The 348-nt window shown below is 47.4% G+C and carries 1 protein-coding gene; it reads left to right on the forward strand.

Features of this window, described 5'->3' with window-relative positions; translation table 11 throughout:
* On the forward strand, positions 1-348 hold a 348-nt coding region (locus LI015_RS28100; protein ID WP_227126792.1), incomplete at both ends, for a transposase.

Below are 348 nucleotides of genomic sequence, written 5' to 3' on the forward strand. Positions count from 1 at the left end.
AAGTTCTTCGTCTGCGATATGTGGCGCCCCTACACCGAACTTGCACAGACCTTCTTTCCAAACGCTACAATCATCGTGGATAAATATCATTTCATCCGGCAGGTGACATGGGCGATTGAAAATGTACGCAAACGGCTGCAGCGGTCCATGCCGGTTTCTCTGCGTAAGTATTATAAACGCAGCCGGAAACTCATTCTGACCCGCTATAAAAAGCTGAAGGATGAGAACAAACAGGCCTGTGATTTAATGCTTCACTATAGCGAGGATCTGCGTCTGGCACACCGCATGAAAGAGTGGTTTTATGATATCTGCCAGATGGAAGCGTATCGTCAGCAGCAGAGGGAATTT

It is taken from the genome of Enterocloster sp. 210928-DFI.2.20 (assembly GCF_020554465.1).
Lineage (GTDB): Bacteria > Bacillota > Clostridia > Lachnospirales > Lachnospiraceae > Enterocloster > Enterocloster bolteae.